General features: G+C 44.8%; 23 protein-coding genes. 19 read left to right on the top strand and 4 right to left on the bottom strand.

All coding sequences use genetic code 11. The features are described 5' to 3' along the window. The first annotated feature begins 241 nt into the window (after positions 1-241). Positions 242-3,421 carry a TonB-dependent receptor gene (locus ACHUFN_RS19395; RefSeq protein WP_394224383.1) on the top strand — a complete coding sequence of 1,060 codons (3,180 nt, stop codon included), beginning with the start codon at positions 242-244 and terminating at the stop codon, positions 3,419-3,421. 197 nt (positions 3,422-3,618) lie between these two features. Then, positions 3,619-4,302 (top strand): type 1 glutamine amidotransferase domain-containing protein, encoded by a 684-nt coding sequence (locus ACHUFN_RS19390; protein ID WP_394224382.1) that lies wholly within the window; start codon positions 3,619-3,621, stop codon positions 4,300-4,302. A 65-nt stretch (positions 4,303-4,367) separates the two neighbouring features. Here ACHUFN_RS19390 and argR read toward each other — a convergent pair whose 3' ends face one another. Beyond that, a complete protein-coding gene (gene argR / locus ACHUFN_RS19385; RefSeq protein WP_394224381.1) occupies positions 4,368-4,832 on the bottom strand; it encodes a transcriptional regulator ArgR in 465 nt (154 codons plus the stop codon). A 237-nt stretch (positions 4,833-5,069) separates the two neighbouring features. Between argR and mdh the strand changes: the two genes are divergently transcribed. Next, positions 5,070-6,008, top strand: a complete 939-nt coding sequence (mdh, locus tag ACHUFN_RS19380; RefSeq protein ID WP_014950802.1) for a malate dehydrogenase — start codon at positions 5,070-5,072, stop codon at positions 6,006-6,008. A 145-nt stretch (positions 6,009-6,153) separates the two neighbouring features. Here the strand turns inward: mdh and ppc are convergent, their stop codons facing one another. After that, entirely contained in the window at positions 6,154-8,775 is a 2,622-nt protein-coding gene (gene ppc, locus ACHUFN_RS19375; protein ID WP_394224380.1) for a phosphoenolpyruvate carboxylase, read from the bottom strand. 233 nt (positions 8,776-9,008) lie between these two features. Here ppc and ACHUFN_RS19370 point away from each other — a divergent pair, with 233 nt between their 5' ends. The 13 genes from ACHUFN_RS19370 to ACHUFN_RS19310 all read left to right on the top strand — a co-directional run bounded on the left by ACHUFN_RS19370 (position 9,009) and on the right by ACHUFN_RS19310 (position 21,742). Next, complete coding sequence (locus ACHUFN_RS19370; RefSeq protein ID WP_394224379.1) at positions 9,009-9,629, top strand: FKBP-type peptidyl-prolyl cis-trans isomerase; 621 nt, start codon at positions 9,009-9,011, stop codon at positions 9,627-9,629. A 356-nt stretch (positions 9,630-9,985) separates the two neighbouring features. Next, positions 9,986-11,164 (top strand): enoyl-ACP reductase FabV, encoded by a 1,179-nt coding sequence (gene fabV, locus ACHUFN_RS19365; protein WP_394224378.1) that lies wholly within the window; start codon positions 9,986-9,988, stop codon positions 11,162-11,164. A 512-nt stretch (positions 11,165-11,676) separates the two neighbouring features. Continuing rightward, positions 11,677-13,017, top strand: a complete 1,341-nt coding sequence (locus ACHUFN_RS19360) for a Na(+)-translocating NADH-quinone reductase subunit A (RefSeq protein WP_394224377.1) — start codon at positions 11,677-11,679, stop codon at positions 13,015-13,017. Between the two features lie 3 nt (positions 13,018-13,020). Continuing rightward, the gene (locus tag ACHUFN_RS19355; protein WP_394224376.1) at positions 13,021-14,223 is read left to right on the top strand and encodes an NADH:ubiquinone reductase (Na(+)-transporting) subunit B; all 1,203 of its coding nucleotides are present in this window, start codon (positions 13,021-13,023) and stop codon (positions 14,221-14,223) included. Further along, complete coding sequence (locus ACHUFN_RS19350) at positions 14,213-14,977, top strand: Na(+)-translocating NADH-quinone reductase subunit C (RefSeq protein ID WP_014950796.1); 765 nt, start codon at positions 14,213-14,215, stop codon at positions 14,975-14,977. The genes ACHUFN_RS19355 and ACHUFN_RS19350 overlap by 11 nt, the downstream gene beginning before the upstream one ends. Positions 14,978-14,987: 10 nt before the next feature. Next, the gene (locus tag ACHUFN_RS19345; protein ID WP_015068139.1) at positions 14,988-15,620 is read left to right on the top strand and encodes an NADH:ubiquinone reductase (Na(+)-transporting) subunit D; all 633 of its coding nucleotides are present in this window, start codon (positions 14,988-14,990) and stop codon (positions 15,618-15,620) included. A 3-nt stretch (positions 15,621-15,623) separates the two neighbouring features. Beyond that, positions 15,624-16,232, top strand: a complete 609-nt coding sequence (nqrE, locus tag ACHUFN_RS19340; RefSeq protein WP_394224375.1) for an NADH:ubiquinone reductase (Na(+)-transporting) subunit E — start codon at positions 15,624-15,626, stop codon at positions 16,230-16,232. A gap of 20 nt (positions 16,233-16,252) precedes the next feature. Further along, the gene (nqrF, locus tag ACHUFN_RS19335; RefSeq protein ID WP_334060282.1) at positions 16,253-17,485 is read left to right on the top strand and encodes an NADH:ubiquinone reductase (Na(+)-transporting) subunit F; all 1,233 of its coding nucleotides are present in this window, start codon (positions 16,253-16,255) and stop codon (positions 17,483-17,485) included. Between the two features lie 109 nt (positions 17,486-17,594). Beyond that, on the top strand, positions 17,595-18,620 hold the full coding sequence (locus ACHUFN_RS19330) for an FAD:protein FMN transferase (protein WP_394224374.1): 1,026 nt from the start codon (positions 17,595-17,597) through the stop codon (positions 18,618-18,620). 9 nt (positions 18,621-18,629) lie between these two features. Then, the gene (gene nqrM / locus ACHUFN_RS19325) at positions 18,630-18,863 is read left to right on the top strand and encodes a (Na+)-NQR maturation NqrM (protein ID WP_394224373.1); all 234 of its coding nucleotides are present in this window, start codon (positions 18,630-18,632) and stop codon (positions 18,861-18,863) included. A gap of 416 nt (positions 18,864-19,279) precedes the next feature. Continuing rightward, positions 19,280-19,678, top strand: coding sequence for a DUF3718 domain-containing protein (locus tag ACHUFN_RS19320; protein ID WP_394224372.1), 399 nt, complete (start codon positions 19,280-19,282; stop codon positions 19,676-19,678). Between the two features lie 649 nt (positions 19,679-20,327). After that, complete coding sequence (dinB, locus tag ACHUFN_RS19315; RefSeq protein ID WP_394224371.1) at positions 20,328-21,401, top strand: DNA polymerase IV; 1,074 nt, start codon at positions 20,328-20,330, stop codon at positions 21,399-21,401. A gap of 146 nt (positions 21,402-21,547) precedes the next feature. Further along, positions 21,548-21,742, top strand: coding sequence for a hypothetical protein (locus ACHUFN_RS19310; RefSeq protein ID WP_394224370.1), 195 nt, complete (start codon positions 21,548-21,550; stop codon positions 21,740-21,742). Positions 21,743-21,767: 25 nt separating this feature from the next. On the opposite strand, the gene ACHUFN_RS19305 is transcribed toward ACHUFN_RS19310, so the two are convergent. Further along, complete coding sequence (locus ACHUFN_RS19305; RefSeq protein ID WP_394224369.1) at positions 21,768-23,045, bottom strand: alpha/beta hydrolase-fold protein; 1,278 nt, start codon at positions 23,043-23,045, stop codon at positions 21,768-21,770. Positions 23,046-23,326: 281 nt separating this feature from the next. Here ACHUFN_RS19305 and ACHUFN_RS19300 point away from each other — a divergent pair, with 281 nt between their 5' ends. Then, positions 23,327-23,575 (top strand): DUF1653 domain-containing protein, encoded by a 249-nt coding sequence (locus tag ACHUFN_RS19300; protein WP_394224368.1) that lies wholly within the window; start codon positions 23,327-23,329, stop codon positions 23,573-23,575. A gap of 61 nt (positions 23,576-23,636) precedes the next feature. Next, a complete protein-coding gene (locus ACHUFN_RS19295; protein ID WP_394224367.1) occupies positions 23,637-24,527 on the top strand; it encodes an MBL fold metallo-hydrolase in 891 nt (296 codons plus the stop codon). 95 nt (positions 24,528-24,622) lie between these two features. On the opposite strand, the gene ACHUFN_RS19290 is transcribed toward ACHUFN_RS19295, so the two are convergent. Continuing rightward, positions 24,623-24,841 carry a VF530 family protein gene (locus ACHUFN_RS19290; RefSeq protein ID WP_394224366.1) on the bottom strand — a complete coding sequence of 73 codons (219 nt, stop codon included), beginning with the start codon at positions 24,839-24,841 and terminating at the stop codon, positions 24,623-24,625. Between the two features lie 200 nt (positions 24,842-25,041). Here ACHUFN_RS19290 and ACHUFN_RS19285 point away from each other — a divergent pair, with 200 nt between their 5' ends. Next, on the top strand, positions 25,042-26,514 hold the full coding sequence (locus ACHUFN_RS19285; protein WP_394224365.1) for an NCS1 family nucleobase:cation symporter-1: 1,473 nt from the start codon (positions 25,042-25,044) through the stop codon (positions 26,512-26,514). Positions 26,515-26,588: the final 74 nt, after the last annotated feature.

Below are 26,588 nucleotides of genomic sequence, written 5' to 3'. Positions count from 1 at the left end.
CGCTGCGGATTGACAATAATAATAACAAGTAAATTAACCTGACCATGTGGTCAAGTAATTTTTTTGAAACTCAATAGCCTCGGGCGATTGCTGTTAAATAAAAATGTAAAATTGTAATAAATCTGACACGAATCTTTACGACAATTTGTCGAGTTCTTACTTAGATACAGGTTTGATGTGGTACTTTTTGCACTACACTGGACCTGGCAAAAGAAATTTAAACAAAAAGGGAAACACACACATGAGCTCATCAGCTAAATTCAGTCGCATTGCGGCTGCGGTTGCGCTGTCAATCGGTTTGTCTACCACTGCAATGGCGCAAGAAACAGCGTCTGCAATGCAAGGGCGAATTCTTACCCCTACAGGTGCCCCTGCAGCTGGTACTACAATTACAGTAATTCACGAACCATCAGGTACAACTCGTGAGGTGGTTGTAGGCGAAAACGGTACATTTAATGTTCGTGGTCTTCGCGTAGGTGGTCCTTACACAATCGTTGTCGACTCAGATGCTTATCAAGATACAACAATTGATAGCGTATTCTTAGAGTTAGGTAACCCATTTGGTCTTAACCTAACACTTGATGATCAAAGCGACATCGAAGTTATCTCAGTAAGCGGCAGCAGCATCGCTGCAACAGCTTTTGGTGCAACCGGTCCACAAACTGTTTTCGACATTGAGTCTCTTCAAAACGCACCTGCAATCAACCGTAGTATCGGTGACATTGTTCGTGCAGACCCACGTGTGTTTCTGAATGAAGCAGGCAACGATGCGATTAGCTGTGGTGGTCAAAGCCCACGTTTCAACAGCCTAACGCTTGACGGTATTCGTCTAAACGACGCATTTGGTCTTAACCGTAACGGTTTCCCAACTGAACGTCAGCCATTCTCTTACGACGCTATCGACCAAGTTGCGGTTGAGCTTGCACCATTTGACGTTGAGTACGGTGGTTTCACGGCGTGTAACATCAACGCCGTAACCAAGTCTGGTACTAACGAAGTGAAAGGCAGCGCGTTTTATGACTTCACTAGCGATTCATTCCGTGGTGAAGAAGTAAATGGCGTAGAGCGTGACAACGGTAACTACACTGAGCGTCGTTACGGTGTAAACGTTGGCTTCCCTCTAATTGAAGACACACTTTTCTTCTTCGGTGCTTACGAGAAGCTAGAAGGTGTACAGTTGTTCGATTACAACGCATTGGGCAGAACGGTTACTCAAGGCGATATTGACCAAGTAGCTGAAGTTGCACAGCGTGTTTACGGTTACAATGTTGGTGGTTTACCTGGCTCAGCGCCAGTGGAAGATGAAAAAATCCTAGTTAAATTAGACTGGAACATCTCTGACGCGCACCGTGCAAACCTAGTGTACAACTGGAACGACGGTTTCAGCATCAGCCAGTCTGACGGCGGTTCAACTCGCTTATCTCTTGGCAACCACTTCTACGAGCGTGGCGCTGAATTAACTACTGTTGTGGGTTCACTTTTCTCTGACTGGACAGACGATTTCGCAACTGAACTACGTATTGGTCACACCGACCTAGACAACCGTCAAACTTCACTAGACGCAGCATCAGGTTTCGGTGAAGCACAAATCGATACTGCAGACGGCGGTACTATCTACATTGGTCCAGATGACTCTCGTCAATCAAACAACCTAGACTACACAGTATTTAACTTCAAGTTAGCTGGTACTTACTATTACGGCGACCATACAATTACAGCCGGTGTGGAATACGAAGAAGTAGATGTATTCAACTTGTTCATGCAGCACACTGTAGGTGAGTATCGTTTCCTAAGTATTGCTGATTTTGAAGCTGGTCTTGCAGATCAAATCTATTACAACAACTCTGCGGGTACCAATAACCCAGATGACGCGGCGGCATCATTTAAGCAAGACATTACGACATTCTACATTCAGGACGAGTTCTATCTTACTGACGACCTGAAGATTATGGCTGGTCTACGTTATGAGCGATATGGTTCTGACGACACGCCAACAGCAAACCAAAACTTCGCAAACCGTTATAACTTCCCGAACACCATGAATGTTGACGGTCTAGACCTAATTCAACCGCGTGTTGGCTTTAACTACACAGTTAATGACGACTTAGAAGTTCGCGGTGGTTTCGGTCTATTCTCTGGTGGTAACCCGAACGTTTGGATTTCAAACGCTTACTCTAACGACGGTGTTACAAACGTAGGTACTGCTGTGAACCGTTTCGGCAACGATATCCCAGGTTTCGTGCGTGGCGAAACTTCAATTCTAGATATCGACCTTTCTGGCGAAGGCCGCCCAATTTTCGACGCGCCTCAAGCCATGGTTGACTTGGTTGCAAACACTAGCCTTACTGACGGTGATGCACAGGTAAATGCGACTGACCCAGACTTTGAAATTCCTTCAGAGTGGAAGTACAACTTGGGTGCAACCTGGACAGCGCCTGGTGATTACCTTGTAACTGCAGACGTTATCTACACTGACCGCCGCGATGCGCCGATTGTTCGTGAAGCTAACATTGTAAGAACTAACGAGACTACTTTCGACGGCCGCCCTGTTTATACTGAAATTGACGAAGACCGCCGTTTAGGTCAAGACTACATTCTAGGTAACGTACGTGGCGATAGCGGTAGTACATTGCTTATCTCTGGTGCTATTTCAAAAGAGTGGGATAACGGCATTGACGCCACCCTTGGTTACTCTTACGTAGATGCAGAAGATGCGCACCCAATGACTAGCTCTACAGCGGGTTCAAACTATGAAAACGTTGCGGTAACTGACGTAAACAACCCAGGTGCTGCGACATCTGACTATGCCATTAAGCATCGTTTCACGTTTAACCTAGGTTATGCGCATGAGTTCTTCGACGGCTACGAAACTAGCTTCAACTTATTCATGACAGCTAACGAAGGTCAGCCGTACTCGTTTGTATTTGGTGAAAACGACGCATTTGACTGGGACAGTGCAGATGACAGACAGCTGCTTTATGTACCAACTATTGACGATGCAAACGTAACGTTCGTAGACAATGTAGACCGTGATGGCAACGTACTACAAACTGCGGAAGAAGCGCGCGCAGGATTCAACGAGTTCGTTGAAGCTTACGGCCTAACTCGTGGTGAAGTTGTAGAGCGTAACTCTGAAACGTCTAAGTGGTGGTTCAAAGCTGATATTCGTATCTCTCAAGAACTTCCTGGTTTCATGGACGGTCACAAAGCTAGCGCGTTCTTCGTTATCAATAACGTAACTAACCTTCTTAATGACGAGTGGGGTGACTTCCGTCAAGGTTCTACGCGTCTTAACGTTATCGATATCGACCAAAACGATGCTGGAATCTACGAGTACAGCAACTTCGGTATGCCAGCTGAAAACGTTCAGCGCGACGCATCACTTTGGGAAATGCGTGTAGGTGTTAACTACCGCTTCTAATAGCGACAGTTAATTTCCCAAACTACAAGTTGTAGTGTTAGGTGCCACTCTCCTTAACAGGAAGTGGCACTTTTTTATGCCTACAATTTATCTTACGATGCTGCAAATGAATGTTGCTCCTCTTTTTTTATGATCTAAGTCTGCGCCTTTTTCGAAACAAAAGAGCAACCAAATTTAAATGCTCGCAAGGAGGGCTTATGTCAAAACGTATGCTAATGGTAATGACGTCTCACGAAATGATGGGTGATACGGGTAAAAAAACCGGCATGTGGTTGGAAGAGTTCGCAGCGCCATATTACGCGTTTAAAGATAAAGGCTACACTATTACCCTGGCTTCACCTATGGGTGGTCAGGTGCCTATAGACCCTAACAGTTTAGCCGACGATGCAATGACCGATGACGCTATTCGATATACAAAAGACGAATTAGCGCGAAGTGCTATTGCTTCAACAATTCCGCTTGAAGATGTACGCGCCGAAGAGTTTGACGCGGTTTTCTACCCCGGTGGTCACGGGCCGCTATGGGACTTATCAGACAATGCACATTCTATAAAGTTAATTGAAGAGACCATTGCTGCTAATAAGCCTGTAGGTGCAGTATGCCACGCGCCAATTGTGCTTAAGGACGTTAAAACACCTGATGGTAAATATTTGGTAGATGGAAAGTCGGTAACGGGTTTTTCAAATAGTGAAGAAGCAGCCATGGAGTTGACCGATGTAGTGCCTTATTTAGTGGAAGATGAGCTTGTGAATAAGGGCGGGAAATATGAAAGTGCAGACGATTTTGCAGTAAAAGTGTGTACAGATGGCTTGTTGGTTACAGGGCAAAACCCACCTTCGTCTCGTCCAGCGGCAGATGCGCTCATCAAGCTTCTTTCATAGCAACAAGGTTTAAACGTTAATAGTAAAAATGCCCCCAACTTCTGGGGCATTTTTTTTATGTTGTTTTAAACGTTCTCGAACAGGTCTTCTACTCGCTGTCTTAGCTCTTCTATTCTCGATACGTCTGCCGGTGCGATAAAAATAGTGTCATCGCCGGCTATGGTGCCTAATACGCCGTCTTTTTTACTCAATGAGTCAAGTAGACGGGCAATAAGCTGTGCAGCACCTGGGCTCGTTCTAATGATGACCATCACGTTGTTATGAACGATATCTAGCACCAATTGCTTAAGAGGGCTTTTAGCGGTTGGCATGCCGAGCTCGGGAGGTAGACAATAAACCATGTCTCCTCTGGCGTTTCGGGTGCGCACAGCACCGAATTTGCTCAACATTCTAGAAATTTTAGATTGGCTGATGTTGTCAAAGCCTTGGGCTTTTAATGCTTCAACAATCTCGCCTTGTGAACCGTAACTTTCAGCTTTAAGAATTTCTTTGAAAGCTTTGATGAGTTGCTCTTGTTTTGCGTTTGCCATTAGCGCTCTTTTCTATTCTGAGGGTTTCTGTGGTGAATTTTATTAGTTGTCCCCATATTGTGCCGTACAGGTAGACTTTGCGCAATTTCTTTGCATAATCATTCATGATAATGAATATCGAGTGAAAATCGCCATAAATAACGTTAATAAGACGATCCGGTGATTGAGTTTTCCCCCGCGTTGCATTAGTGTGACGTTCCGTTTAAATACGTGAAGTAATCCCATAGGAGAAATGGTATGAAAGTAGCCGTGTTAGGTGCTGCCGGTGGTATTGGTCAGGCGCTGTCTTTGTTGTTGAAAACACAATTGCCAGCAGGTTCAGATTTAGCGCTTTACGACGTTGCGCCAGTTGTTCCTGGTGTTGCCGTTGATTTGAGCCACATCCCCACTGCGGTAAAAGTAACCGGTCACGGTAAAGATGACCTAGCTGATGCACTTACTGGAGCAGACGTAGTTCTAATTCCAGCAGGTATGCCTCGTAAGCCAGGTATGGATCGTTCTGATCTATTCAACATCAACGCCGGCATTGTTAAAAACCTAATCGAAGGTGTAGCTGATAACTGCCCGAACGCGTGTGTTGGTATCATCACTAACCCTGTAAATACAACAGTTGCTATTGCAGCTGAAACGCTTAAAGCAAAAGGCGTTTACGACAAGAACAAGCTTTTCGGTGTAACTACGCTTGACGTTATCCGCGCAGAAACCTTTGTTGCTGAACTTAAAGGTGTAGACGTATCTTCTGTGCACGTACCGGTAATCGGCGGTCACTCTGGTACTACTATCCTTCCTCTTCTTTCACAAGTAGAAGGCGTTGAGTTCACAGACGAAGAAGTGGCTAGCCTAACAACTCGTATCCAGAACGCGGGTACTGAAGTTGTTGAAGCGAAAGCGGGCGGCGGCTCTGCAACTCTTTCAATGGGTCAAGCAGCAGCACGTTTCTGTCTATCTCTAGTTGCAGCAATGCAAGGCGAGAACGTGGTTGAGTACACTTACGTACAAACTGACGACAGCGACGACGCAGCATTCTTTGCACACCCAGTTCGCCTAGGCGCAAACGGTGTTGAAGAAATCTTGCCATACGGCGAGCTAAGCGCATTCGAAGAAAAAGCGAAAAACGACATGCTTGAAGGCCTACGTGGCGACATCAAGCTAGGCGTTGACTTCGTAAACGGCTAATACAGCTTAAAGCGGATGCACTAGCATCCGCTAGAAAAGGCTGGATACGTTCTTACGTATCCAGCCTTTTTTTATTTAAGACATTACAAAAAAGCCTGCTCATTGAGCAGGCTTTTCATTATAAAGTTACGCGTTCACTTGGGCTCTACCCCGTATTACGCATACCAATTGCGATACCGGCGATGGTCACCATCATGGCACGCTCTAGGCTGGTGTTTTGTGCATCGTCACCCGCTTTACGAATACGATCTAGAAGTTCAATTTGCAGGTAATGAAGCGGCTGAAGGTATCCAGCGCGAATTTCCATTGACTCTTTACCTTGCGGATCGTTCTTCATAATGTCGTCATCGCCCGTAATTGCTAGCAGCGATGAAATGCTGTCTTTCAGCTCGTTGCGTAACGCTTCGCCAAAGTGCTTAAGCTCTTTGGGTACTAAACGTTCATCATAAGCTTCGCTAATACGTGGGTCTGCTTTGTGGAACACCATGTCTAGCATTGAAAGACGAGAGCGGTAGAACGGCCATTCGCTGAACATCTCGTTAACCACTTTTTCGTTTTCCGGTGTCTTCACACTATCGATAGCGCGCATAACGCCTAGCCAGCTAGGTAGTACTAAACGAGTTTGGGCCCATGCGAAAATCCACGGAATAGCACGTAAGCTTTCAATACCGCCCTGTGGCTTGCGTTTAGCGGGGCGACTGCCTAACGGCAATTTACCCAGCTCCTGCTCTGGTGTTGCAACACGGAAGTAAGGCACAAACTCTTCATCGTGACGCACGGTTGCGCGATAGTTATCGCGACCTTGTGCTGCCATTGCAGTAATAAGCTCACGCCATTCTTCTTTTGGTGCCGGAGGCGGGAACAGCATAGCTTCAATAATGGCGCTAGCGTAAATACCTAGGCTGCGTTTGGCCAGCTTAGGCATACCGAATTTATAGCGAATAGTTTCGCCTTGTTCTGTTACACGGAAGCCACCGTCAAGTGAACCAGGAGGCTGTGAGTAGATAGCAGCATGCGCAGGCAAGCCACCGCGGCCAATTGTACCACCTCGGCCGTGGAATAAAGTGAGGCTTACGTCAAACTCATCAGCAATAGCTACCAATGCTTCTTGCGACTGATATTGCGCCCAGCCTGCGGCGAGTGCACCAGCATCTTTCGCTGAGTCAGAGTAACCAATCATCACAAATTGACGACCTTTCACGTAACCGCGATACCAATCGATAGACAGTAACTTGCGCATTACGTCAGGTGAATTGTTCAAATCGTCTAATGTTTCGAACAATGGCGCTACTGGCATTGGCCAATCTACACCACTCTCTTGGAGTAGTAGTTGTACTGCCATCACGTCAGACGGCTCACTCGCCATTGAAATAATGTAAATACCAAAACCGTGCTTGCTGTGCTTTGCAATAACCTTACAGGTATCTAGTACCTCTTTAACATCGTCAGACGCATCCCACTGAGCAGGAAATAGCGGGCGTTTTGAGCCGAGCTCACGCAATAGGAATGCCTGCTTATCAGCTTCACTCCACTGCGCATAGTCACCAAGACCTAAATAGCGAGTCAGTTCACTGAATACTTCTTCATGGCGCTCTGAGCCCTGACGTACGTCAAGGCGCAGAAGATGAATACCAAACACGCGGGCGCGACGAATAGTGTCTAGCAATAGGCCGTTCGCCACCACTTCCATGCCGCAGTCCAGTAACGACTGGTAGCAGAGCATAAGTGGTTCAATAAGCTCGTCATTGCTTTCTATCCAGTTAGACGTGTCTGGGTTTTTGCCTGCCAGATAATCGCTAATGCCATCTCTGGTGGCAATGAATTTATCAACAAGAGGACGAAGTAGGGCGCGATATGGCTCGTTGGCGTCGCCCACTTTTTCGCGCAATGCGTCGTTGCAGTCGTACATCGACAGCTCTACCTGAAGGCGGTCAAGGTCGATAGCAAAAAGCTTCGCTGCACGCTTTCTGGCAAGTAATAGTACTTGTTCGGTCACTTTTGACGTTACAAATGGGTTGCCGTCTCTGTCACCGCCCATCCAAGAGCTAAACTGTACGGGTGATGCGTCTAGTGGTAGCGACACGTCGTAGTCTTCGTTTAAGCGACCATCAAGCTCGCGCATGAAATCAGGTACGGCTTCCCACAGTGAGTTCTCTATTACAGAGAACCCCCAACGTGCCTCATCAACTGGCGTTGGGCGTACTGAACGAATTTCTTCGGTGTGCCATGCCTGAGCAATAAGGTCAGCAATGCGGGTTTCAATTTTCTTACGCTCTACATCGTTAAGCGATTCTTGGTGAATAGCCTGCAGGCAGTCCGCTAGCTCTTTGTGTTTGTGAATAAGGGTACGGCGCGTTACCTCAGTAGGGTGCGCTGTAAGTACAAGGTCGATATTCAGCTTTGCAACTGCGTCCTGTACTTTTTCGGCTGTTAGTTCAGCTTTATCTAGGTGCTCAAATAGTGCATCGATCGACGCATCAACGTTCATTGCTGCGTTATATTCTTGTTCGGCAATATTACCTAAGTTTAAGAATTGTGCGAATGCACGGCCAACAGTAAGCAAATCGCTGTCAGACATTGTTTTGAAAGTTTCTTTCAGTTCTTCGCTACAAGTAGCGTCTCCCTGATAAGAAGCTCTGCCGCCTTTACGAATCTTTTCAATGCGGTCTAGCCACTCTTGACCCAATTGATTTTTGATTGTTTCACCTAAGGTTGCACCTAGGTATCGAACGGTATCTTTCAGTTCAGCATCGTAGTGTGTTTGCATGCTATCCTCCTAAATATATGGTCTTAACCATACTGTGTCCTTCGCGACTTGTCTAACCACTTTCGGTTATAATTTACAACATTTGTATGCTTTTGCACCCTAGTTAACAATGCTCAAAGCAAGATATTTTGTGGTGTGATACACTCTTGCACCGGAAAATGCAGAAACATTCTCGCACTAGGCGTTTTGTTTGAAATTTGTACTGCATTTGTAATTTAATTTCAGGAGTTCTTGTGACTGATACATTCAATACAGTAGAAACCCAAGCAAGTTACGGCATTGGTTTTCAAATGGGTCAACAATTGCAATCTAATCCGTTTGACGGATTAGCGATAGATGCTGTTGTAGCTGGCCTAAAAGACGCGTTCGCAGGTCAAGCACCTCAGGTTGACAATGACACGCTACGTGATGCATTTGGCGAAATTCACAAGCGTATGCAAGCGGCTAAAGAAGAAGCGAGCAAAGCGGTTATTGAAGAAGGCACAAAGTACCTAGAAGAAAACGCGAAGCGCGATGAAGTAACAGTTACCGAGTCTGGTCTGCAGTACGAAGTGATTGCTGAAGGTGACGGTGAAACACCTGTTGCTTCAAGCACAGTGCGCGTTCACTACCACGGTACGCTTATCGACGGCACAACGTTTGACAGCTCTTACGAGCGCGGTCAGCCAGCTGAATTTCCAGTAGGTGGCGTAATTAAAGGTTGGACTGAAGCACTTCAGCTTATGAAAGTTGGCGCTAAATACCGCCTTTACGTGCCACACGACCTAGCGTACGGTGAGCAAGGCGCAGGCGCAGCTATTGCCCCTTACAGCACGCTTATTTTTGACGTAGAACTACTAGACGTTCTAGGTTAATGTGCTTTGACAGGTGCGCTATTCAGCGCACCTGTTGTTTGTCTTCTCTAAAATTGTCGCCTCTTAATACGATTACATACCGTGTCTTTAAACAAAGCGGCGCGATCTGACTTCCGCTTCATATTTCTCTCTTTTTTCTCGTAAATACAAAAGCAAACATTAGATTTGAGACATTGTTTCTTTGGTGTAACTTTGCGTTTGCGCTATGCTGGGGCTTGCAGGGCAGCACCGCGCTAGAAAGCGTCTATATCAATCTACTTTGTGACATTAAAGATCAGCGGGTCATCATCTGCTCCGAGTTGTTATCAGTGGCTTCGGCATTACAATAGCCCCACGCTTAAATAAGGAAAATTATTATGGTTATCAAGCCTAAAGTGAGAGGCTTCATTTGTACAAACGCGCATCCAGTCGGCTGTGCAAAAGCGGTTGAAGAACAAATTGCTTATGTAGAAGCAAAAGGCGACTTAGGCGAAGGCCCTAAAAATGTATTGGTAATAGGTAGCTCTACGGGTTATGGGCTAGCGTCGCGCATTACTTCTGCGTTTGGTTACGGTGCAAAAACGCTTGGCGTTTGCTTTGAAAAAGCACCAACAGAACGCAAAACGGGTACGGCTGGCTGGTATAACACTGCGGCATTCCACGAACAAGCCAAAGCAAAAGGCTTGTTTGCCGAAACTATCAATGGCGACGCGTTTTCTGATGAAATTAAACATGAAGCCATCGAAAAGATTAAAGCGGAAATGGGCAAGGTCGACCTGGTTATTTATAGCCTTGCCTCTCCTCGCAGAACCGACCCAGAAACAGGCGTTACGTATAAATCTACGCTTAAACCAGTAGGGCAGGCGTACACCACAAAAACCTACGATACCGACAAAGACAAAGTACATGATGTGTCGTTAGAGCCTGCAAACGACGACGAGATCCTTAACACCATAAAAGTTATGGGCGGTGAGGACTGGGAGCGTTGGATGGACTTCCTTCGTGAGGCTGATGTACTCGCTGAAGGGTGTAAAACAACAGCGTATACCTACATCGGTAAAGCACTTACGTGGCCTATATATGGTCAAGCGACAATAGGCAAAGCGAAAGAAGACCTTGACCGCGCTGCTGCCGCCATTATCGGTAAAAATACCGATTTACTGGTGCAAGCAAACGTAAGTTCGTTAAAAGCGCTGGTAACTCAAGCAAGCTCTGCCATTCCAGTTATGCCGCTTTACATATCGCTTATTTACAAAGTGATGAAAGAGGAAGGCACGCACGAGGGCTGTATTGAGCAAATTTATGGTTTGTTTACCCAATGTTTGTTTGGCAACACGCCAACGTTAGACGAAGCTAATCGCTATCGTATGGACGGCAAAGAAACGAACGATGCCACTCAGGCGAAAATTAAGGCGCTTTGGGATGAAGTGACGCAAGAAAATTTTCATGAATTAAGTGACTACAAAGGTTACAACCATGAGTTTTTAAAGCTATTCGGTTTCGATATTGAAAATGTTGATTACGAGCGCGAAGTTGACCCAATGGTTAACTGGTAAAAATAGATAATTACCATTAATTAACCTAATGCAAAATTGCCATGAAGCCGTCGTTAAGACGGCTTTTTTATGCCGTATATTAAGCTAAAATAGGCGCTGTTTACGTAAAATGTAAATGAACAAGACCAAAGGTTTACATTAAATTGTAGAAAAATTTGCCTTTATCTTGAAATAGCGTGGCACAAACCCATGGGTTAATGCTAAAATCCCGAAATTAAGTAGGGGTCTTTTCTGCCTCTGCCAAAACAGCAGTAGCGATTGCAGCTACACAATAAGAATAATAAGTGTAAATTTCTGCTGGTGGTCTATAAATTAAGGGCGATTTAAACGTCCGCAAAAGGAATTATGCGCTACGGCTTCATAACAGGCTGACCGTGGCACTAGCAGCAAGTTCCAATAATCAACAACGAAAAGGTGTTCTACACCTGTTAAGAGTGCGTTTTTGCATGCTGACAGGCAGGTTTTCTGCGGTCATGCAAAAGGGTATTTCTATTAGAGTAGTGCGATTACATATGATAAAAATCAAGAAAGGTCTCGACCTCCCAATTGAGGGAGCGCCAAAGCAGGAGATTGCTGATGCATCTGCTGCAACGCGCGTTGCCATTCTGGGAGAAGAATATGTGGGTATGCGCCCTACCATGCACGTCCAAGTTGGCGATGTAGTGAAAAAAGGTCAGGTTCTTTTTGAAGACAAAAAGAACCCTGGCGTTAAGTTCACTGCCCCAGCAGCGGGTGAGGTGGTAGAGGTTAACCGTGGTGCAAAACGTGTTCTTCAGTCTGTAGTTATCAAAGTAAGCGGCAGTGATGCTGTGACGTTTGATAAAATTGCAGCTGATAAGATAGCGAGCGCAACACGCGAGCAACTTCAGTCAATCCTTGTAGAGTCAGGCATGTGGACAGCGTTACGTACACGTCCATTCAGCAAGTCTCCTAAGCTAGACTCTGTTCCAAGTTCAATTTTCGTTACAGCAATGGATACCAATCCTCTTGCAGCAGATCCTGCTGTCATTATTGCTGAGCGCCAAGACGATTTCGTTAATGGTCTTAAAGCGCTGACGCAATTGAGCGGTGGCAAGACTTACGTTTGTAAAGCGGCAGGCGCGTCTGTTGCTACTGGCGATGCGGCAGTTGATGTTGAAGAATTTGGCGGTCCTCACCCTGCGGGCCTACCGGGAACTCACATCCACTTCCTTGATTCGGCCGGCATGAACAAAACGGTTTGGCACATTAACTACCAAGACGTTATGGCGATTGGTGCATTGCTAACAACCGGTGAGCTAGATAACCGTCGTGTTATTTCTCTAGCTGGTCCTGCAGCAACCAATCCACGCCTAGTGCGCACGGTAATTGGTGCAGACCTAACCGAGCTAACTGAAAACGAGCAAGTAGACGCTGATGTGCGTGTTATCTCTGGCTCTGTACTTAGCGGTACAACAGCGATGGGCGTTCACGGTTACCTTGGTCGTTTCCACACGCAAGTATCACTATTAAAAGAAGGTCGCGAGAAGAAATTCTTTGGTTGGATCCTACCTGGTTCAAACCAACACTCAGTGACTCGTGCTTACTTAGGTCACCTAAGTAGCAGCAAGACATTTGATATGACAACAACTACCAATGGTTCTGAACGCTCAATGGTGCCAATTGGTAATTACGAACGCGTTATGCCCCTAGATATCATTCCTACGCTTCTGCTTAGAGACCTGATTTCTGGTGATACTGACAGTGCTCAGACATTGGGTTGCTTAGAGTTGGACGAAGAAGATTTGGCATTGTGCACCTACGTGTGCCCAGGCAAATACAACTACGCTCCTATCTTGCGCGACTGTTTGGCCACGATAGAGAAAGAGGGTTAAGTCATGGGTTTAAAAGCGTATTTAGAAAAGATCGAACCAAACTTCGAGCCAGGTGGTAAACATGAAAAGTGGTATGCGCTATACGAAGCTGCGGCGACCATTTTCTACACACCCGGTAAGGTAAACAAAGCTAACACGCACGTGCGTGACAGCATTGACCTTAAACGCATCATGATCATGGTGTGGATGGCAACATTCCCAGCAATGTTCTTCGGTATGTACAACATTGGTCTACAGGCGCAAGACGCAGTAGCAATGGGTGCAGGTGCATTACCTGATACATGGCAAGCGGGTATTTTTACTTCCCTTGGCGGTGACTTGGCAAATGCTGGCACACTAGGCCTATTCTTCTACGGTGCATGTTTCTGGTTACCTATTTATGCGGTAACGTTCGTAGTTGGTGCTTTCTGGGAAGTATTATTTGCGTCTGTGCGCAAGCATGAAATTAACGAAGGTTTCTTCGTAACCTCAGTACTGTTTGCACTAACACTTCCAGCAACAATCCCGCTATGGCAAGTAGCGCTAGGCATTACCTTTGGTATTGTCATCGCCAAAGAAGTATTTGGTGGTACAGGTCGTAACTTCCTTAACCCAGCGCTATCTGGTCGTGCATTCTTATACTTTGCATACCCTGCACAAATTTCAGGTGACCAAGTATGGGTAGCGGCAGACGGTTACTCTGGTGCAACATCGCTAAGCCAAGCGGCTTCTGGCAACCTAGACTATGCAAACATGACACAGTGGATGGATAGCTTCATGGGTACTATTGCTGGTTCTGCGGGCGAGGTGTCTACACTTGCTATTATGCTTGGTGGCCTATTCATCATGTATATGCGTATAGCAAGCTGGCGCATTGTTGCTGGTGTGGCAGTGGGTGTAGCGTTCTTCGCAACCTTGCTAAACCTAATCGGCAGCGATACAAACCCTATGTTTGCAATGCCTGCACACTGGCACTTCGTTGTTGGTGGTCTTGCTTTTGGTATGTTCTTTATGGCGACAGACCCAGTTTCTGCGTCGTTCACAAACCAAGGTAAGTGGGCTTACGGTATCTTCATTGGTTTCATGACGGTACTAATCCGCGTCCTTAACCCTGCCTTCCCAGAAGGTGTAATGCTAGCAATTCTATTTGCTAACTTGTGGGCGCCACTGTTCGACTATTTTGTCGCACAAAGCAATATCAAGCGGAGGGTAGCACGTGTCGGCTAAGAAAGAATCTTTAGGCAAAACGGTAGGTATTGTTGTTGCCGTATGTTTGGTTTGTTCAATTGTTGTTTCTGGCGCGGCTGTTGGCCTTCGCTCTTTACAACAAACAAACGCGGCTCTAGATAAAAAGAGCAACATTCTTAACGCTGCAGGCCTATATGAAATGGGCATGAGCAACAGCGCAATTGAAAGCACGTACAGCGAGCGAGTAGAGCAGCGCTTTGTAAATCTTGACGAAGGCACATTCGTAGAAGCGCCTAAGCCAGATTACGATATGTATAAAGCAGCCAAAGAAACTGAGTACAGCACGAAGGTAACTAACAGTAATGTTGGTTTCCAACGCCGCCCTAACGTGGCAAGTGTTTACTTAGTTCGCGACGACGCAGGTGATGTATCACGTATCATCCTTCCTGTTCACGGCAGCGGCCTTTGGGATCTTATGTACGGTTTCTTAGCGGTAGACGCGGACGGCCAAACGGTTCGTGAGCTTATTTACTATCAGCAAAAAGAAACGCCAGGACTAGGTGGTGAAGTGCAAAACCCTGCTTGGCAGGACAAATGGGACGGCAAAGAGCTTTACGAGAATGGCGAAGTTGCTATTCGCGTAGTGAAAAATGCTAACCCTAGCAATCCTCACACTATCGATGCGCTTTCAGGTGCAACCCTAACCAGCAACGGTGTTGAAAACACAATTCGCTACTGGGTAGGCGAGCAAGGCTTCGGCCAGTTCCTGAAGAACCAAGCATGGCGTTCATAAGGGAAGTCTCATGGCAGATACTAAAGAAATGAAAAAGGCCCTCTTTGGGCCAATCCTGGACAACAACCCGATCGCCCTACAGGTATTGGGTATCTGTTCAGCACTGGCAATTACCACGAAGCTGGAAACAGCATTGGTAATGTCGCTAGCGCTTACAAGCGTTGTAGCGTTCTCAAACTTGTTTATTTCACTAATTCGTAACCAGATTCCATCAAGCGTTCGAATTATTATCCAAATGACCATTATCGCGTCGTTGGTAATTGTTGTTGACCAAATTCTGAAAGCGTATTCGTATGAAATATCGAAGCAGCTGTCGGTATTCGTTGGTCTTATTATTACTAACTGTATCGTTATGGGTCGTGCTGAAGCCTATGCTATGAAGAGCCCACCTCTAATGAGCTTCCTTGATGGTATTGGTAACGGCCTGGGTTACTCTTTCATTCTAATTGTTATTGGTACAATTAAAGAGCTATTTGGTTTCGGTACTATTCTAGGTTTCGAAATCCTTCCACTGGTTCAAAACGGTGGCTGGTATCAGGGTAACGGTTTGTTAATCCTACCATTCAGCTCATTCTTCTTAATCGGCGGTATGATTTGGGTTATCCGTACTATCCGTCCTGAGCAAGTAGAGCCTAAGGAGTAAGTCATGGAACATTATTTGTCGTTATTTGTTCGCTCAATCTTTGTTGAGAACATGGCGTTGTCACTTTTCTTAGGTATGTGTACATTCCTAGCGGTATCTAAGAAAGTTAAAACTGCTATGGGTCTTGGTGTAGCCGTTATCGTAGTACTAGGTATTTCAGTACCGGTAAACCAAATCATTTATGTAAACATCCTTGCTCCAGGCGCTTTGGCTTGGGCAGGTTTTCCTGAAGCTAACCTTAGCTTCCTTAACTTCCTTACCTTTATCGGTGTTATCGCGGCATTGGTACAGATCCTAGAGATGAGCTTAGATAAGTTCTTCCCCGCGCTTTATAACGCACTAGGTATCTTCCTACCGCTAATTACCGTTAACTGTGCAATCTTTGGTGGTGTGGCATTTGCGGTTCAACGTGAATACAACCTGACAGAAAGTGTTGTTTACGGCGTAGGAAGTGGTATTGGCTGGGCAATTGCAATTGTGTTGCTAGCAGCAGTACGTGAAAAGCTGAAGTATGCTGATATGCCTGATGGTGTTCGTGGTCTGGGTTCTGTATTCATGATCGCGGGTCTGATGGCACTAGGCTTCCAGTCATTCACTGGTATTCAGCTGTAACAGAGCTCGGGAGCATATAAATGAATAATGTAGAAATATATCTAGGCGTTGGCATGTTCATTGCCATCGTTCTAGCGCTGGTATTTATTATCATGTTTGCCAAGTCTAAATTGGTACCAAGTGGTGATGTAACTATCACTATCAACGGTGACCCAGACAAGGCAATCAAAACTGCACCGGGTGGCAAACTTCTTGGTGCGCTAGCTGATGCAGGTTACTTCGTATCTTCAGCATGTGGTGGCGGTGGTTCATGTGGCCAGTGTCGTGTAGATGTACACTCAGGTGGCGGTGAAATTCTTCCAACTGAACTAGACCACATCACTAAAGGTGAAGCCCGTGAAGGCTGCCGTCTTTCATGTCAGGTTGCGATTAAGCAAGACATGGAAATCGAACTAGAAGAGTCGGTATTCGGTGTTAAGAAGTGGGATTGTGAAGTTATCTCTAACGATAACAAAGCAACCTTCATCAAAGAACTTAAGCTTAAGATTCCAAACGGTGAAAGTGTACCTTTCCGTGCGGGCGGCTATATTCAGATTGAAGCGCCAGCTCACCACGTTAAGTACAAAGAGTTCGATATTCCTGAAGAATACCGCGGTGACTGGGAGCGTTTTGGCTTCTTTGACATCGAGTCTAAAGTAGACGAAGAGACTATTCGTGCATACTCAATGGCGAACTACCCAGAAGAAGAAGGCATTATTATGTTGAACGTGCGTATTGCTACGCCGCCACCTAATAACCTAAGCCTACCTGCTGGTAAAATGTCATCGTACATTTGGAGCCTGAAAGAAGGTGACAAAGCGACTATATCTGGTCCATTCGGTGAATTCTTCGCGAAAGAAACTGAAAACGAAATGGTATTCGTAGGTGGTGGTGCAGGTATGGCCCCAATGCGTTCACACATCTTCGATCAGCTTCGTCGCCTTAAGTCTAACCGTAAGATGAGCTTCTGGTATGGTGCACGTTCACTTCGTGAAATGTTCTACACAGAAGACTTCGACGAGCTAGCAGCTGAAAATGACAACTTTGAGTGGCACGTAGCACTTTCAGATCCTCAGCCAGAGGACAACTGGGAAGGTTACACAGGGTTCATTCACCAAGTACTTCTTGAGAACTACTTGAAAGATCACCCTGCACCAGAAGACTGTGAGTTCTACATGTGTGGACCACCTATGATGAACGCGGCTGTAATCAACATGCTTAAAGATTTAGGTGTTGAGGACGAGAACATCATGCTAGATGACTTCGGTGGCTAAGTTTCTGGTTTAAAGCTGCCAGCTTAAAAATCAAGCATATTAAAAGGGGCGTAAGCCCCTTTTTCGTTGAAGCAGTTTCGTTTTGTACATATTAGCTAAGGACAACATCGTGATTCGATTTGCTATTCGAATTTTTCTCGCCTTTGTTGCGGTAGGTATTTTACTACTGGCAAGTTGTAGCGACGAAAAAACGCCCGTAGTGCATCTTCAAGGGCAAACAATGGGCACAACCTACAATGTGAAGTACCTTGTAGCTGAGAAGCCTGTAGAAGGCTTACAAGCCGAGATAGATGCGCGTCTTGTTGAAGTTAACAAGATGATGTCAACCTATGACCCAACATCTGAATTATCGCGTTTCAATCAGTATCGCTATATCGATAATTTCGCAGTATCACCTGATACTTTAACGGTCGTGAATGAAGCGTTGCGCTTAGCGCAGTTAAGCGGCGGCGTGCTTGATGTCACTGTGGGTCCATTGGTTAACTTGTGGGGCTTTGGGCCAACTAAACGCCCAGAGAAAGTGCCTAGCCAGTCGGATATTGATGAAATTCGCGATTACGTTGGGTACAAGAAGTTATCGACCACGCCTACTGGGTTAAAGAAAAGCCACCCCATGCTATATGTAGATTTGTCCACTATTGCCAAAGGTTTTGGTGTTGATGAAGTGGCGGAAATATTGGAAAAACACAGCATTGAAAACTACCTTGTAGAAATAGGTGGTGAAATGCGCGTTAAGGGCGAACGTGGCGACGGTAGTGAATGGTTAATTGCTATCGAAAAGCCTGTCACCACCGAACGTGCAGTGCAGAAAGTGGTGTCGATTGGTACAAATGCTGTAGCAACGTCGGGTGACTACCGCAATTACTACGAAGAAGATGGTAAGCGTTATTCGCATCTTATCGACCCCACAACAGGTAAACCTATTTCACACAATTTGGTGTCAGTAACGGTTATTCACCCTTCTTCAATGACGTCAGATGGGCTCGCTACGGCGTTTAACGTCATGGGTTGGGAGCAAGCAATAGCGGTTGCTGAGCAAGAACAGCTTGCAGTATTTCTCATTCGTCGCACAGAAGACGGATTTGACGAGTATGCGTCGCCAGAATTTGATAAACTGGTCACAGTTCATAATTAGGGGGTAGCGATGTCTACATTTATTCTCGCTTTTGGTTTTTTTCTTACTATGGTTTTGGCAATGGCCATTGGTTACCTGGTTCAGAAAAAATCAATTTCTGGAAGCTGTGGTGGCCTAGGTGCGTTGGGCATAGAGAAAGCCTGCGACTGTCCAGAACCATGTGACCGCAAAAAGTCGCGTATGGAAAAAGAAGAAGCCCGTCAGAAAAAGCTAAATGAGTGGAAGCAAAACCAAATTTTGTAATTTCTAGCTCATAACTTGTTCTAAATAGAAAAGCGCTGATTGATTCGAGTCGACAGCGCTTTTTTGTTTCTCCTCTTCAAACACTTCCTACCTATATGCTTGTTGCTTGACCAGTAATTAGCAATAGTAAAAACATTCAATAGACGCTAATGCAGATCATCTTTTGAGAGTAGTTACACCCAATTGCGATGAGTATTTTCCCAAAAATACTTATAAACTATGGCGATTAAACGACATCTCGTTGTTCGGCTATCGTGGTTGCTTTAAATAAGCATCATCAAAACGTCATCTCTTTAAAAGGTATGATTTGCCATACCACATTATTCCACAGCATGTTTTTCAATTAGAAACTTTTGGGTTTAATACATCCCAACGAACAAACAATATCCAATAACCTAACACGAAGGAATTTAACCATGTTGAAAATCGTTAAAACTTCTTTAGTAATTGCAGCATCTACTTTCGCTTTTTCTAACACAGCGCAAGCAAGCGACATTAACGAAGCATTAGCAAATATCTGCACCATTGTACAAGCTGACGATAAAAGTGAACTACGTAAAAAAATGCGTAGCGTACAGTCAGACTACAACATGAAGCTTCGCGATTACTACTCAGGCATTTCATGCAATGGCCAAAGCCTAATCCGTACAGCGCTTACTAGCAATGCAGTTGAAGTTGGTACGCTACTGGTTAAGAAAATGCCAAGTAGAGACTTAGCGCAACCAGAAGCTGACGGTAAAACACTTCAAGCGTGGATTGCTGAGCAAGGCCTTCAAAGCTCACCTATTTCTACTGAGCTTAGCGAACGAATTTAATAATAAGATGTAATCACGCCATGTGATGTAACGATTCAACATGGTTGCAGCATCACGCTGCACTAGAGGCCCCTATTAGGGGCCTCACCTTTTTGTGCTTTTGCAAATAAACCCTTCTTTTAATTATCTCTTAATAAATATTTCTACGTTTTAGTTGGTCGATGAGTTGCCGTTCTAGCCATGACGTAAACTGCAAAAAGTTACTCCTCACTAGTCGTTATTTATACGCAAACGAAACTTACAACTAAGAGTACTGCGTACGAATCACTCTCACTTATTTGAAGCTCTGAACAACCCTCAAGATCACATCTAAGAAATTTAAAAAACGGCAGTATTGTCAAAGCTTAAATTATTGTGCGTTCATATCACGTGAACACACGCTTTTTTAATTATGTGTGTTTTTACAAGGCAGTAGTGCATTCTGTAGCTTTTAATAATATACTGTTCTTTTGTACAGTTTATGTGTGCACCGTATCTTATCGAATGCTTATTCTACTTCCCTCAAAAATAGAGATACAAGTTGGGTGCGATATCGTATGCATAGTTAAACGTTCTGTTTTAATTTATTAATTTGAGTAAATAATGCAGTGCAAGCAAGCTTGGTAATTGAATTACACCGAGTGCTCTTTTATAAGGCTAGGTACAGGCAATGCGAAAAATTATCCACGTAGATATGGATTGTTTTTACGCCGCAGTTGAAATGCGCGACAACCCAGCGTTGCGCGATATTCCTATTGCCATTGGCGGAAGCGCAGATCGTCGTGGTGTTATATCTACCTGTAACTATCCTGCACGTAAATTTGGTGTACGCTCAGCCATGGCTACCGCCTACGCCCTTAAACTTTGTCCCAATCTCACCTTAGTTAAAGGGCGCATGGAAGTGTATGCTGCCGAGTCGCAAAAAATACGTAAAATTTTTGCAGACTACACCGATCTCATCGAGCCGTTGTCACTAGATGAAGCTTACCTAGATGTTACCAACAGTGAGTTTTGCGGCGGTAGCGCCACCTTAATTGCTGAAGAAATACGTGCACGTATTAAAAGCGAGCTGGGGCTTACTGCATCTGCAGGCGTTGCGCCCTGTAAGTTTGTCGCTAAGGTAGCAAGTGACGAAAACAAACCCGACGGAATTTGCGTAATTACGCCAGACAAATTGGATAAGTTTGTCAAAGACATGCCGCTTAAGAAAATTCCTGGGGTAGGTAAAGTCACCATGCAAAAGCTTCAACGCATGGGCCTTAATACGTGTAACGATGTTCGCCAGTATCCTTTTGAACGTATTCAAAAAGAGCTGGGTAAATTTGGCAGCGTATTGTGGGAGCGTGCGCATGGTATTGACGAACGGGCCCTGTCAGTGTCACGAGAACGCAAGTCAATTGGTGTTGAGCGTACCTTAAGTGAAGACATTCATACCCTTGAACAGTGCAACGACTTTCTTCCTCATTTGTTCGACAAACTACAAGAGCGCATGGAAAATCATAAAAAAAGAACTGGAAAGCCAGTGCGTATTCGCACGCAAGGGGTAAAACTCAAATTCAATGATTTCCAATTAACTACCGTAGAGCATCGCAGCGCTGCTCTTGATGAAGCCTACTTTCAAACATTGATGCAAGAAGCTTTTGAGCGGGCTGGGGGGCGAGGTATTCGTTTGGTTGGGGTGCATATTGGCTTGGCCGCCAATCAGTCTACTCAGCAGCTTATTTTGCCTCTTGAAGATAACTAAGGTCTCTACGCCACATTTGCTGAGTTGCGCAGGGTGAGTGCCTTATATAGGCTAATCTCGATTTCTTTAACGATTTAAAATATTTAGTTCTTTTTCACTTTCATCTTGTAAGGTATTTCAATTAACGCGAAAAACAAGGAAGTAAAATGCCAATGAGGAAAATCTCTTTTTGGGGCGATATTGTATTCACTATCCTGACGAGTATTGTGGTGATAATGTGTTTCTTTAATCCACAACTGTTTGTCGAAAATAGTGTGCTTAGTATCGTCATTTTTGTTGGTGGGGGGCTATTACCGTTAAAGTACATTTTAAGAACAGCTCAACCTGCGCGAGGTCGTTAAACAGAGCGATGGCGAGCCTGAAAGGTTACTGTTGAGGGGCTTTGCTCAGAGTAGAACGTAGATTTTCCAGCGCCTCTTCAAAAAGCGTAGCCCGATAATCATTGTGTTTCTTTGCGAGGTCAAGCGCGTTAATGCGATGCTTCAACTCGAGATTGGTGTTACCTTGAACATGGTATAAATCAGCAAAGGTATCATGGACGTTTGATGAGTAGGGATAAATAGAGAGCCAGTAATTCAAAATAGATTCAGCTTCCGAGTAGCGTTTTTGTTGTATCAAAATATATACAATTCGCTTTAATCGGTTGCGATTATAATATCGCTCTCCTTTGGGAAGAGCCATAAAACTGTATTCATCACTAAGTTCAGAAAAGTGTGCCCTAATATTGTTAAGCGTCATGCCCACTTCTTGACTTACGAAATCATGATAGTTTACATCCCAAAGGTGTGCAGGAAAAATAAGCTCAAACCCTGACATAACGGCAGGTAAGACGGCTGCATAGGATTGTTTGTCGATTAGTTCCCATTTAAACGACAGCTTGTTTGCAATAAATGGCGACAATTCCTTTTCTAACCTTTTGTAATCTTGCAAAATTTTGGGATTACGAGCTGCGCCACCTTTGGGCATGGATATGTACAGGAACCGGTTGCCTTTCTCTTGCTGTTTTACTGAATTTATTACTTTATCGAATATAGTTTCTCCTCCGTAGGCTACAGCACTGAAATCCGCCTGATTGATCACTATATAGCCTGAGAAAAGACTAGGCTGCTTCCAGAAACTATGCAGTGTTAAGCTTGCAGAAGGAGAAAGACCAATCAGTACTTTGAAATCGGCTATTCGGTATTGCTCATCAAGAAATGGCATCAACTCGTTTCGAATAAAAGAGAGGTAGAGGTCTTCTTTTCCTCCAAACCATAAAGGTTCACCTTTTTTATTCAGAGGTCTTGGTGTCATGTCTCTTCTAGTTTCAGGTAAATTTTGAATACCAACGACAATGGCTTCTGGCATTTGACTATTCATCGCCTGAAATTGAACAAACCCCGAAACACTGTGAAACAACAGTTCGCCATCTAGAACGACGACAAGAGGATATTTAATTTGATAGCCGGTTTCGTGATAATTGACTGGCAAAGAAACGTCTACAACCTGTGAACCATAGAGAAATCGCGAAGTTATAGTATGTCTAGCTACATTACTGAATGAGTTTTGACTTGCCGGAATATAGATATCATGAGATTCATTGGCATAGACGATGGTCAGTTTGAAAAAAGCTATAAACATCGTTGCCAGCGTTATAAGGCGCATTAATGACTCCAGTTAGGCTATCATCAGAATTGGCTTGTGCCAGTCTGTCTCCGAGAGTTGATTTACCTTATATACAAAAACATTGGGTTACTAAGAAATCCGATTAACAAGCACAAATAACCGACAAAATGCGGAAAGTGCTTTTCACTAGTAAGTTTGTAATAGAGTATCTTTAACTCAGGCCGGCTTATCGCGTCTGCTATTTAAAACCAGCTTATTAATCAATAAACCCAGTATGAATTTGCCTCTGGGTGTTTCACTTAAATAATCTCAAGGACATTATGGAATCAAAACAATTAAAGGTCCCAGGCCGATATAAGCATTACAAGGGCAACTTATATGATGTGTACGAAGTGGCTCGCCATTCAGAAGATGAAAGTCAGCTGGTGGTTTACCGTCCATGCTATGGCGAGAAGGCACTATGGGTAAGGCCCTTAGATATGTTTTTAGAGTCGGTAGATAAAAATGGTGAGTCGGTTCCGCGTTTTGCTTATGTAGGTGAAATCCCCGATGGAGAAAAAATGATCTAACGGTTAAATTAGGTCATAGTGAAACCGTGACGTTTAACTAATTGTGTCTAAGGGAAGAATAATGAAAAACGCTCATCGTCTCAGTGCGGCAATAATGGCCGTGCTTTTCACAGCAAGTGCACTGTCCTACTCATTTATTAGCACCGCTACTGCACAAGATCGATTCGCCGATGTGGAAGTGAAGGCAACCGCTATTAAAGGTTCGGTACACATGCTCACCGGTGCTGGCGGGAACATTGGTGTGTCTGCTGGTGATGATGGAGTGTTAATCATTGACGATCAGTTTGCGCCTCTGGCTGAAAAAATAGCGGCGCAGCTGGGCGACCTTGGCAGTGATAAGCCTAAGTTTGTTATTAATACGCACTATCATGGCGATCACACTGGCTCTAATGCCTTTTTTCATAGCCACAAAGGGGCGACAATTCTAGCTCATGAAAATGTGCGCGTACGTTTAGCAAGCGATGAAAAAGTAAAACCAGAAGCGCTACCCACTATTACTTATGAAGACGGCATCAAAATTTACTTTAATGGCGAGACGCTTCATGTCATGCATTTAGCCGCGGGGCATACCGATGGCGATAGCGTGGTGTGGTTCGAGCAGCCCAATGTAATGCACACAGGTGATTTATATTTCGAAGGACGCTTTCCTTACATCGACCAAGGCGCTGGCGGAAATGTAGAGGGCTACATGGCGTCGGTTAAACAGCTGCTTGCTAAAATTAATGATGACACCGTAATTATTCCCGGTCATGGCGAAATTAGTAATAAGCAAAAGTATTCTGAGTTTCTGGGCATGATTGACGAGACTTTCGGTTTCGTTAAAGCACACAAGCAAAATGGCAAGACCCTTGAGGAAGTGAAAGCAATGGGCCTAGACGAGAAATGGAAAAATTGGAGCTGGAATTTTATCAACGAAGAAAAATGGATAACTACACTTTACAACGATGCCTAACTAAAAATTGGGGTCAGAGTACATTTTTCCCAACTAAAAAATTGGGGTCAGTGTAAATACTCTGACCCTTCACCCGAATGTTTCTCTTCGCTCTCTTATTCACTGAACGTTTGAATATAAAGCTTCTCTACTTTGTCTCTTGCCCATTGGGTTTTTCGTAAAAACTTAAGCGACGACTTAATTGAAGGATCATTGTTAAAGCAGTTCACTTTGATTCGGTAATACAACCCGTCCCAGCCATAGCGCTCGTGAAGCTGAATCAGAATCTTCTCTAAAGTAAGGCCGTGAAGGGGATTGTTTGGTTGCTGGTTCATCTTATATCACTGCGTTTGAATAGTTAGTTTCTAGTTTATCACGATACGTTTACCGTAAAGTGAGTCAATGATAGCGAGTGCCATAGACAGTAGCTACATTGTGTTAGTATAAGCTTTCACCGCTGCGATTGAAAAATACGTCGTATGAGGGGGAGCAACACAGTAAATCAGTATCGGTAAACTCATCAAGGATAAGGCTTGTGGACAACGCCAACAATAAAATCGCAACCAAACCCGCTCATTATGACGGCGATTTGTGGAATCAAGACTTAGCGCCAACGAGCGAAGAAACACGTACTTGGGTGTGGAAAGACTATGCTGCATTGTGGGTGGCAATGGTGGTATGCGTACCTGCGTATTTATTGTCGTCTGGGTTGGTATCAGAGGGAATGAATTGGTATCAGGCTGTAATCACCGTACTGTTAGGGAACGTTATTGTATTAGTGCCTATGATGCTAATAGGGCACGCGGGGGCAAAATACGGTTTACCGTTTCCTGTGTTACTGCGCAGTTCGTTCGGCACGAAAGGAGCAAAAATTCCTGCATTGGCCCGTGGTCTTGTAGCTTGTGGTTGGTTCGGTATTAATACTTGGGTAGGTGGCAGTGCTATTTACGTTATCTTAAATAGCGTTAGTGGTGATATGTTCGTGGGGCAAGCGTTACCAGTATTGGGCATTGATGTCACACAAACCATGTGTTTCTTTGCCTTTTGGGCACTGCATTTAGTATTTATCAAGCATGGTACCGAATCGATTCGTTGGCTGGAAACCTTTGCCGCTCCCTTTTTAATTGCTATGGGGCTTGCACTTTTGGTGTGGGCGTATGTAAATGCTGGAGGCTTTGGTGAAATGCTCTCCACGCCATCGCAATTCGTTGAAGGCGGCGCAAAAGAAGGCCAGTTTTGGTCAGCCTTTTTCGCAGGCCTTACTTCTATGGTGGGGTTTTGGGCAACCATGGCGTTAAATATCCCCGACTTCACACGTTTCGCCAAGTCTCAAAAAGATCAGATGATAGGGCAAGCAATTGGTTTGCCGTTACCCATGGCTTTGTTTGCCTTCATCGGCGTGGCCGTTACGTCGGCAACGGTAACCATTTATGGCGAGGCCATATGGGACCCAGTGGCGCTGGCTGGCAGAATGGGAGGTGTGGGTGTTGTGTTCGCACTTGCAGCCTTAGCATTGGCAACGCTTACCACTAATTTGGCCGCGAACATGGTGGCTCCAGCATACGGGTTCTCGAATCTTGCGCCATCGAGAATTAGTTTCAGGCTAGGCGGTTATATTACAGCCGGAATTGGCGTGGCTATTTTTCCTTGGAAGTTACTAGAAACTGCTGGTGGATATTTGTTTACGTGGTTAACAGGCTACTCTGCTTTGCTTGGACCTATTGCTGGTATCTTAATAGCCGACTATTTTCTTTTAAGAAAGTCGACATTGAATGTAGATGCTCTATTTCAACACTCAGGAGAATATGCAGCTAGCAACGGGTGGAACATGGCAGGTATGACAGCGCTCATTGTGGGTATTCTGCCCAATATACCGGGCTTTCTGCACGCAGCTGGCCTTGTAGATAGTGTGCCAGCTATATTTGACACTATTTACGCCTATGCTTGGTTTGTAGGGTTAATCATCGCTAGCATCGTCTACCTACTTTTATCGAAGAAAACAGCGTAAAAATTGGGGTCAGAGTCTGAGGGATCCCCACGAATTTAATTTCATACGGTTCCAGCCCAGGCCTTGTCGGTAAT

This window comes from Alteromonas gracilis (genome assembly GCF_043642145.1).
Lineage (GTDB): Bacteria > Pseudomonadota > Gammaproteobacteria > Enterobacterales > Alteromonadaceae > Alteromonas > Alteromonas gracilis_B.
The sequence above is the reverse complement of the archived record's forward strand: the minus strand, read 5'-3'. Positions and strand labels throughout refer to the sequence as shown.

Coding starts and splice junctions, on each gene's coding strand:
- ACHUFN_RS19395 (WP_394224383.1), top strand. CDS start 242: ATGAGCTCATCAGCTAAATTCAGTCGCATTGCGGCTGCGGTTGCGCTG.
- ACHUFN_RS19390 (WP_394224382.1), top strand. CDS start 3,619: ATGTCAAAACGTATGCTAATGGTAATGACGTCTCACGAAATGATGGGT.
- argR (WP_394224381.1), bottom strand. CDS start 4,832: ATGGCAAACGCAAAACAAGAGCAACTCATCAAAGCTTTCAAAGAAATT.
- mdh (WP_014950802.1), top strand. CDS start 5,070: ATGAAAGTAGCCGTGTTAGGTGCTGCCGGTGGTATTGGTCAGGCGCTG.
- ppc (WP_394224380.1), bottom strand. CDS start 8,775: ATGCAAACACACTACGATGCTGAACTGAAAGATACCGTTCGATACCTA.
- fabV (WP_394224378.1), top strand. CDS start 9,986: ATGGTTATCAAGCCTAAAGTGAGAGGCTTCATTTGTACAAACGCGCAT.
- ACHUFN_RS19360 (WP_394224377.1), top strand. CDS start 11,677: ATGATAAAAATCAAGAAAGGTCTCGACCTCCCAATTGAGGGAGCGCCA.
- ACHUFN_RS19355 (WP_394224376.1), top strand. CDS start 13,021: ATGGGTTTAAAAGCGTATTTAGAAAAGATCGAACCAAACTTCGAGCCA.
- ACHUFN_RS19345 (WP_015068139.1), top strand. CDS start 14,988: ATGGCAGATACTAAAGAAATGAAAAAGGCCCTCTTTGGGCCAATCCTG.
- nqrE (WP_394224375.1), top strand. CDS start 15,624: ATGGAACATTATTTGTCGTTATTTGTTCGCTCAATCTTTGTTGAGAAC.
- nqrF (WP_334060282.1), top strand. CDS start 16,253: ATGAATAATGTAGAAATATATCTAGGCGTTGGCATGTTCATTGCCATC.
- nqrM (WP_394224373.1), top strand. CDS start 18,630: ATGTCTACATTTATTCTCGCTTTTGGTTTTTTTCTTACTATGGTTTTG.
- ACHUFN_RS19320 (WP_394224372.1), top strand. CDS start 19,280: ATGTTGAAAATCGTTAAAACTTCTTTAGTAATTGCAGCATCTACTTTC.
- dinB (WP_394224371.1), top strand. CDS start 20,328: ATGCGAAAAATTATCCACGTAGATATGGATTGTTTTTACGCCGCAGTT.
- ACHUFN_RS19310 (WP_394224370.1), top strand. CDS start 21,548: ATGCCAATGAGGAAAATCTCTTTTTGGGGCGATATTGTATTCACTATC.
- ACHUFN_RS19305 (WP_394224369.1), bottom strand. CDS start 23,045: ATGCGCCTTATAACGCTGGCAACGATGTTTATAGCTTTTTTCAAACTG.
- ACHUFN_RS19300 (WP_394224368.1), top strand. CDS start 23,327: ATGGAATCAAAACAATTAAAGGTCCCAGGCCGATATAAGCATTACAAG.
- ACHUFN_RS19295 (WP_394224367.1), top strand. CDS start 23,637: ATGAAAAACGCTCATCGTCTCAGTGCGGCAATAATGGCCGTGCTTTTC.
- ACHUFN_RS19290 (WP_394224366.1), bottom strand. CDS start 24,841: ATGAACCAGCAACCAAACAATCCCCTTCACGGCCTTACTTTAGAGAAG.